Annotated in this window: 7 protein-coding genes and 1 pseudogene; all 8 read left to right on the forward strand. The window is 71.1% G+C overall.

Translation table 11 applies throughout. From position 1 onward, the window contains the following. The first annotated feature begins 24 nt into the window (after positions 1 to 24). The 8 genes and pseudogenes from EFAMC1_RS08150 (at position 25) to EFAMC1_RS08185 (ending at position 7,520) form a co-directional block, all read left to right on the forward strand. On the forward strand, positions 25 to 726 hold the full coding sequence (locus EFAMC1_RS08150) for a trimeric intracellular cation channel family protein (protein WP_154053794.1): 702 nt from the start codon (positions 25 to 27) through the stop codon (positions 724 to 726). An 82-nt stretch (positions 727 to 808) separates the two neighbouring features. Next, a pseudogene (locus EFAMC1_RS08155) lies at positions 809 to 1,381 on the forward strand (hypothetical protein); the annotation flags it as partial. A 146-nt stretch (positions 1,382 to 1,527) separates the two neighbouring features. Next, entirely contained in the window at positions 1,528 to 3,030 is a 1,503-nt protein-coding gene (locus EFAMC1_RS08160; protein WP_154053796.1) for a S10 family peptidase, read from the forward strand. Positions 3,031 to 3,087: 57 nt separating this feature from the next. Next, positions 3,088 to 3,750, forward strand: coding sequence for an L-serine ammonia-lyase, iron-sulfur-dependent subunit beta (gene sdaAB, locus EFAMC1_RS08165; RefSeq protein ID WP_222838688.1), 663 nt, complete (start codon positions 3,088 to 3,090; stop codon positions 3,748 to 3,750). A gap of 8 nt (positions 3,751 to 3,758) precedes the next feature. Continuing rightward, positions 3,759 to 4,748 carry an L-serine ammonia-lyase, iron-sulfur-dependent, subunit alpha gene (gene sdaAA, locus EFAMC1_RS08170; protein ID WP_154053797.1) on the forward strand — a complete coding sequence of 330 codons (990 nt, stop codon included), beginning with the start codon at positions 3,759 to 3,761 and terminating at the stop codon, positions 4,746 to 4,748. Between the two features lie 33 nt (positions 4,749 to 4,781). Beyond that, positions 4,782 to 5,684 (forward strand): YitT family protein, encoded by a 903-nt coding sequence (locus EFAMC1_RS08175; protein ID WP_261981830.1) that lies wholly within the window; start codon positions 4,782 to 4,784, stop codon positions 5,682 to 5,684. A gap of 237 nt (positions 5,685 to 5,921) precedes the next feature. After that, complete coding sequence (gene brnQ / locus EFAMC1_RS08180; protein ID WP_154053856.1) at positions 5,922 to 7,265, forward strand: branched-chain amino acid transport system II carrier protein; 1,344 nt, start codon at positions 5,922 to 5,924, stop codon at positions 7,263 to 7,265. Positions 7,266 to 7,370: 105 nt separating this feature from the next. Further along, positions 7,371 to 7,520: a hypothetical protein gene (locus tag EFAMC1_RS08185; RefSeq protein WP_187324612.1), complete on the forward strand. Its 150-nt coding sequence runs from the start codon at positions 7,371 to 7,373 to the stop codon at positions 7,518 to 7,520. The last annotated feature ends 243 nt before the right edge of the window (positions 7,521 to 7,763 follow it).

Raw genomic sequence — 7,763 nt, forward strand, 5'->3', positions numbered from 1 at the left:
TCTGGCGAGGGGGGGGAGGGTGGCGTGCTGAGCGTACCCTGGGGCATCGACTACGCGTCGGTGGTGGTGGGTGTGCTGACGGGCGCCCTGTTCGGGTGCCGTCGCAAGTTCGACGTCGTGGGCATCACGGCGCTCGGGTTTCTCACGGGCTACGGTGGCGGCATCGTGCGCGACCTGCTCATGGGCGCGCGCGACATCTACTTCATGCAGCACCCCGACCTCATCTGGGTCTCGTTTGGCATCTGCCTTGTGACCTTCTACTTCCGCGGGCTGTTCCTGGACCTCGACCGCTCGATCCTGTTCGCCGACACGCTCTCGATCGCACTCTTTGCGCTCGCGGGTGCCAACAAGGCGTTTGCCTACGGGCTTGACCCCATCTACGTGGTGATCATGGGGACCGTGACGGCCGTGGGCGGCGGGGCCATCCGCGAGTCGTTCGTGGGCGTGGCGCCAGCGATCTTTCGGCAGTCGAACTACTACGCGGTGGCCTGCGTGGGGGGCTCGGTGGCGTTTACGGTGTTGGCGTTCGCGAGCGTCGACCTCGTGGCGGCCGGGTTTGCCTGCGTGGGCGCGGTGGTGGCGCTGCGCTTCGCGAGCATCCGCTTTGACTGGCAGACGCGCGCCGAGGCCGACCTCACGCCGCGCGTGGAGGCGGCGGCCAGCCGCGCCGCCCGCACGATGCGTCAGCGCCTCCGCAGCCGGCGCCGCCCCCGTCCCCGCCCCTAGCCCTGTCACATTTCCTTCCGGATGATTTGTCACATTTTCGCGCTGCGCCCCAGAGCCGTCTGTTCGAGACCACCTCGCCCGCTCGGCCGAGTTCTGGCACGCCCTTGCGCCGGCGCTCGAGCGCGAGTTTCCGGCGCTTGCCCATGCGGGCGCGGACGAGCTCCTGCGCGCGACGAACCGGCCGAACCCCTGCGCAAACCGCCAGTCGGCCGACGAGCTCACCTACCCGCTTCACATCGTGGTGCGCTACGAGCTCGAGCGCGCGGTGTTCGACGGGATGATGCGCGTGGCCGACCTCGAGGACGTCTGGCGGGCCACGTACGAGGAGTACCTGGGCGTGACGCCGGCCGACTCGCGCGAGAGCGTGCTCCAGGACGTGCACTGGGCGAGCGGCTACGTGGGCTACTTCCCGAGCTACGTGCTGGGGAACATGCACGCCGCGCAGATCTTCGATGCGCTGTTTGCCGACGTGCCGGGCGCACTCGCGCGGCTGGGGGAGGGCGATCCCTCGGGTATGTGCGGGTGGCTCCGCGAGCACGTGTGGCGCTTTGGCCAGACCTGCACCGCGCCGGAGACCCTGCGCCTCGCGACGGGCGCCGACCTGGACGTGGGGCACAACCTCGCCCACCTGCGCAGGCGCTTCTGTCGGGTGTGAGGGGCGGCGCTGCGGGGGTCGAGGCGGGCGGTGTCCCGCGGCGGTAAGCTCGCCGCCCTCGCGGCACCGCCGGCCGCCGTCGCATCCTGCCCGGGCGCGGCGGCGTCTAGAATGTGACAAATCATACGGAAGGAAATGTGACAGCGATGGACGAGACGAAGACGGAGACGAGGGACGCGCGCGACGCAGACCGCGACGCGGAGCGGGAGGCGGCGCTCAGGCTGCCGGAGGCCGAGGTGAGGCGCCTGCACTGGAGCGGGAGCGCCGCCGCGGGCGGCTTCGACTACGACGCGAGCGCCGAGCCCATCGAGGTGCGCACGGACGAGGGCGAGCTCCTCGGCACGATGTTCTCCCTCGGCTACCTGCGCGTGGGCGATGACGGCCGGGTGGGTGGCCCCGAGCGGCCCGTCACCTTCTGCTACAACGGCGGTCCCGGCTCCTCGAGCGTGCCCGTGAACTTTGGCGGCATGGGCCCCGTCACCATCGAGACCGCGGGCACGCAGGCCCTCGGCATGCACCCCGGCACGCACGACAACCCCCACACGCTGCTCGTTGACACTGACCTCGTCTTCCTCGACGCGCTGGGCACGGGCTGGTCGCGCGTGGCGCCGGGCGTGGACCCCAAGCGCGTCTGGGGCGTCGATGGCGATGCGGACGCCTTCGCCCGCGCCATCGTGGCCTGGCTCGACGCGCACGACCGCTGGGCGAGCCCCGTCTACCTCTTCGGCGAGTCCTACGGCACGGTGAGAAACGCCGTGCTTATGCGTCTGCTCTCCGAGCGCGGGGTCGACCTCGCGGGCGTCACGATGCTCTCGGCCCTCTTCGACTTCGTGCAGACGCAGCCCACGAGCGACCTCTACCACATCGGCATGCTGCCCACCTTCGCCGCGTGCGCCCAGTGGTTCGACAAGGCTGGCGTGGGCGTGGGCGAGGACGAGTGGTTCGACGAGGCGGTCGAGTTCGCCCAGGGCGACTACGCGCACGCGCTTCTTCTGGGCGACGAGCTGCCCGACCGCGAGGCCACCCGCGTGGCGCGTCGCTTCGCGCGCCTCACCTCGCTGCCCGCGGAGTTCGTGCGCGAGCGCAACCTGCGCGTCGAGCTCGACGACTTCCGCCGCGAGCTCCTGCGCGCCGACGGCCTCGTGTGCGGACGTCTCGACATGCGCTTCTCCTCGCCCGCGCCCCAGGCGCTCCAGCGCTCCACCGACGCCTTTGCCGGCGAGGACGCGGCCGATGCGGCCGTCGAGAGCGCGATGCTCGCGGCCTTCCGCACGCACGTGCGTTCCACGCTGGGCTATCGCGGGCCCGCGAACTACCTGCTCTCCGACTTCGAGAAGGTCGGCGGCTCGTGGGACTGGCGCCACGCCCAGCCCGGCATGGACCAGACGCCCATCGTGAACGTGTGCGCCGACATCGCCCAGACGCTGCGCGTGAACCCCACGATGCGCCTGCTCGTCCTGGGCGGCCGCTATGACGCGGCCACCACGTGGTGGAACGTCCACCACGACGTCGCGGCGCTGCACCTCGCGCCCTCCGAGCGCGAGCGCGTGGAGTTTCGCCGCTACGGCTGCGGCCACATGGCCTACATCGACGCGCCCACGCTCAGGGCCATGGCCTCCGACCTGCACGAATTCTACGCCCGCCGCTAGCGCGACGAGGCGACGCCTGCCCCGGGTGGCATCGTCTCGCGCAGGAAGGGAGGGCCCGTGTCCTCTGCCCTCGACATCATCGGCCCGGTCATGATCGGGCCCTCGAGCTCGCATACGGCGGGCGCCTGCCGCCTGGGGCTCGTCGCCCACAGGCTTCTGGGCGAGGATGCCCGGACCGCCCGGGTCACGCTCTATGGATCGTTTGCCAAGACCTACCGCGGCCATGGCACCGACCGTGCGCTCGCCGCGGGCGTCATGGGCATGGCCACCGACGACGTGCGCCTGAGAGACGCGCTCGACATCGCCCGCGAGCGGGGGCTCGACATCGCGTTCGAGACCTCGGCCGACGACGCGGGCCATCCCAACACGGCGCGCATCGAGCTCGGGGGCGTCTCGGGCGCGCACGTCGCGGTGCAGGGGAGCTCGGTGGGCGGCGGCTCGATCCTCGTGACCGAGATCGACGGCATGGCCGTGAGCGTCACGGGGCGCCGGCCCACCTTCGTGGTGCTGCACCGCGACGTGCCCGGCCTCATCGCCGCCGTGACCGACGTCCTCGCCGAGGGTGGGGCCAACATCTGCGACTTCCGCCTCGCGCGCGTGCGCAAGGGCGGCGACGCCGTCATGTGCATCGAGGTGGAGGGGCCGGTGGGCCCGCTCGCGAACAAGCGGATCCGCCGCCTGCGCGACGTCACGACCTCGATCGTGCTGAGTCCGGTGTAGGGGGAGACATGGGCTACGACCTTTCGTATGACACGCTCGCCGAGGTGGTCGCCGCGGCCGAGGCGGCCTGCGCGCGGCTCTCTGACGTGGTGCTGGCCCACGAGGCCGAGGCGCTGGAGATGGGCAAAGACGAGCTCTTCTCCGAGATGGCGGGCAGGCTCAGGGTCATGGACGAGTGCATCGATCCGGGCTGCGCGGAGGGGCTTCGCTCGCCGAGCGGCCTCACCGGTGGCGACGCGCACCGCGAGCGCGAGGCCGTGCGCTCGGGCCGCTCGCTCGTGGGCGGCGTCGTGGGCGGGGCGCTCTATCGGGCGCTCGCGGTCTCGGAGCTCAACGCCGCCATGGGCCGCATCGTGGCGGCGCCCACGGCCGGCTCGTGCGGCATCCTGCCGGCGGCCGTGCTCACCATGCGAGACGAGCTGGGCGCGAGCGAGCGCGACTGCGTGATGAGCCTGTTCGCGGCGGCGGGCGTGGGCCTCGTCATCGAGCGCAACGCGAGCCTGGCCGGGGCCGAGGGCGGGTGCCAGGCCGAGTGCGGCAGCGCCGCCGCGATGGCCGCCGCGGCCGTGGTGGAGCTTGCGGGCGGAACTCCCGCGCAGACGGCCGACGCCGTGTCCATCGCCATCCAGAGCATGCTCGGCCTCGTGTGCGACCCGGTGGCGGGCCTCGTTGAGGTGCCCTGCGTCAAGCGCAACGCCTCGGGCGTGGCGATGGCACTCGTGGCCGCCGAGCTGGCGCTTGCCGGCTGCGGGGCCACCATCCCGGCCGACGAGGCCATCGGCGCCATGCGGCGCGTGGGCCGGGCCATGCCGGAGGCCCTGCGAGAGACGGCCGAGGGCGGGCTCGCGACGACGCCCACGGCGCTCAGGCTCGCGGAGGAGATCTTCGGGCCGGGGGCGGGTGGCTCCGCCGCCGGTGCGGCAGGGGCCACCGGCGCGTGCCCGGGCGCGTCAGGCCCTGGGGCCGCCGGCTGCGCCGCGTGCGGCGCCCTCCGCTAGCCACCGCACAAGCCACCGCATAGAGGAGGGTTCGTGACGCCTGCCACCAACACACCCGCGCCCGCACGTTCGCGGGCGCTCCGTCTCGCCCGTGACCTGGGGCTCGTTGCCGTGGGGTCGGCGCTTTTCGCCGTCGGCCTCAACTGCTTCATGGAGCCGAACGGCCTCGCGCCCGGCGGCGTCTCGGGACTTGCCATCACCATCCGCGCCGCCGTGCTGGCCGCAGGAGGCCCCGACCTGCCGGTGGGCGTGCAGACGCTCGTCATGAACGCCCTGCTCATGGTGCTTGCCTGGCGCGTGGGAGGGCCTCGCTACGTGTTGCGCTCGCTGGCCGGCATCGTGCTCTCGGCCCTCTTCATCGACGCGCTGCGCCCGGTGCTGCCGGTGCTGGGCGGCGGGGACCTCCTGCTTTGCAGCCTGTGGGGCGGCGTGGTGTGCGGCGCGGGGTTGGGCCTCGTGTTCCGTACGGGCGGCAACACCGGCGGCACCGACATCATCTGCCAGGTCCTCGCCCGCCATACCTCGCTGCCGGTGGGCACCTGGGTCATCCTCACCGACCTCATGGTGGTGGCGCTCTCGGCCCCGGTCTTCTCGGTCGAGAACGCGCTCTACGCCACGGTGGCGATGTTTCTCGTGGGATGGGTGCTCGACCAGGTGGTCGACGGCCTGCGCGCCGAGCGCGTGGCCTGGGTCATATCGACCGAGCACGAGGCCATCGCCCGGGCCATCCTCGACGAGCTCGACCGCGGCTGCACCGAGCTCACGGCCCGCGGCAAGTGGACGGGGGAGAGCCGACCGGTGCTCTTCGTGATCCTGGGCCGCGCCGACATCGCGCCGCTCAAGGCCATCGTGGCCGAGCTCGACCCCAACGCCATCGTGGTCATCTCGGAGGCCCACGAGGCCTTTGGCGAGGGGTTCCGCAAGCTCGAGCCGTGAGGCGTGGTGGCGCGCCTCGACCCGTCTGCCCGCCCATCTCCCGCGTCTCGGCGACGCACCGCGGCCCCTCCGACTGCCCGCCCATCTCCCGCGCCCCGACGACACCTCCAGTTAATCGTTTCGAAATCGGGGGTTCACAGCCCGCTCACATGGGTCTAGGGTTGACTGAACCTGATTTCTCAGACCGGTTTCGTCGATTGGAGCGCTGTGGCTGACGATTCGAACGCACGGGGCGGCATGGCCCAGGGAGCCGCCGCCAGGGGAGCCGCCGCGCCCCTTGCCGGGGGCCTCGGCCCTCGTCAGAGCCTGCTCGTGGGCGTGACCCTCTTCTCGATGTTCTTCGGGGCGGGCAACCTCATCCTGCCGCCGCTCTTGGGACTGCAGGCCGGTGTCGACGCGGTGCCCGCCATGGTGGGATTCCTCGTCGCGGGCATCGGCCTTCCCGTGCTCGGCATCATCGCGGTGGCGCTCTCGGGCACCATCCGCCAGCTCGCCGACCGCGTGCACCCGCTCTTCTCCACCATCTTCGTGGCCGCCGTCTACCTCGCCATCGGCCCCTGCCTGGCGATTCCGCGCACCTCGTCCACCTCGTTCGAGATGCTCGCGCCGCTTCTGCCCCAGGGCGCCGACGTCGCCACCATCCAGGTCGCGTTCTCCGTGGTCTTTTTCGTGGTGGCCTACCTGCTGGCGCTTCACCCCGGCCAGCTCACGCGCCTGCTCGGCAAGCTGACCGGCCCCGCGCTCGTCGTCCTCATCGTGGTGGTGACCGTGTCGTCGATCGTGGCGCCCACGGGCGGCGCCACTGCGGCGCAGGCCCCCTATAACGACGTGCCGCTTGCCGAGGGCTTCCTCACTGGCTATCAGACGATGGATCTGCTCGCGTCGCTTACCTTCGGCATCGTCATCGCGCAGAACATCCGCGGCCTCGGCGTCACCGACGACGCGGGCCTCACGCGCGAGATCTCCAAGGCCGGTGTCTTCATGGCCGTGCTCATGGGGCTCATCTACTGCGGCTTTGCCTACGTGGGCGTGACGATGGGCTCTGTCATGCCCGGCGCCACCAACGGCGCTGAGATCCTCACCGCCTCCGCCACGGCGCACTTTGGCCTCGCGGGCACGGTGGTGGTGGCGCTCATCTTCCTGCTCGCGTGCCTGAACGTCTGCATCGGCCTCATCAGCTGCTGCGGCACCTACTTCGCCGAGCAGCTCCACGCGCCCTATCGCTGGGTGGCCCTGGCGTTCGCCGCGTTCAGCGGCGTGGTCTCCAACTTTGGCCTCGACGCGATCCTGGCGTTCTCGGTGCCCTTGCTGTCGGCGCTCTACCCGATGGCCATCGTGCTCGTGGCGATGGGTCTCGCGCACCGCGCGCTCGAGGGTCGCGGCGCCGTGTGGCCGTGCGTGGTGGCGCTCACCGGCATCGTGAGCGTGTGCGAGGCCGTGCGCTCGGCCGTGGCGCCCGACGCGTGGCTGCCAACGGACGTCCTGCCGCTCGCCGGCTTTGGCCTTGCGTGGGTGATTCCCGCGGTCGTGGGCCTCGTGCTGGGGCTCGTGGTCTCCCGGGTGCGCGCGGGCAGGGAGTAGGGAAGCGCGGAAACGTGCACCCCGTCGCGGGGGAATCCCTGCACCGCGAGCGTCACGGCCTCCACGGCCAACACGGGCTCAGTCACGGGCGCCGGCACAGACGTCGTGACGGGCCTGGGAGGCTCGGGCTCTGACTCCGATTCCGGAAGTGGCTCCGACTCCTCCAAGGGCGAGTCCCAGACCGGCTCGTCCAGCTCCGGCGGCAGCAGCTCCGGTGATGAGGCCGAGACCGGCAAGTGGACCAGCGTCTACTAGGTGTGCATTTGGGGACGGGTTCGCTTTTCTCTCCCTGACCCTTTCCAACCTCGTCAAATGAGCGTGCTTGGAGAGCCGTTTTCTCCGCCCTGTGGCATCAGAAACGGCTATCCGGGCACGCTCAATCTGTTGGAGGGATGACGGCCGCCCGGGGTACTTGTCGTCTCACTTCTCCCTGGCAAGCGCCATCATCGCTGCACCTTTTGCCGCTATCACGGATTCACGTGTTTGCTCGCCGCAAAT

Origin of the sequence: Olsenella uli, from assembly GCF_901212675.1 — a bacterium.
Lineage (GTDB): Bacteria > Actinomycetota > Coriobacteriia > Coriobacteriales > Atopobiaceae > Parolsenella > Parolsenella uli_B.

Excerpts from the sequence above, each read along its gene's own strand:
- EFAMC1_RS08160 (WP_154053796.1), top strand. The coding sequence starts at position 1,528 with ATGGACGAGACGAAGACGGAGACGAGGGACGCGCGCGACGCAGACCGC.
- sdaAA (WP_154053797.1), top strand. The coding sequence starts at position 3,759 with ATGGGCTACGACCTTTCGTATGACACGCTCGCCGAGGTGGTCGCCGCG.
- brnQ (WP_154053856.1), top strand. The coding sequence starts at position 5,922 with ATGGCCCAGGGAGCCGCCGCCAGGGGAGCCGCCGCGCCCCTTGCCGGG.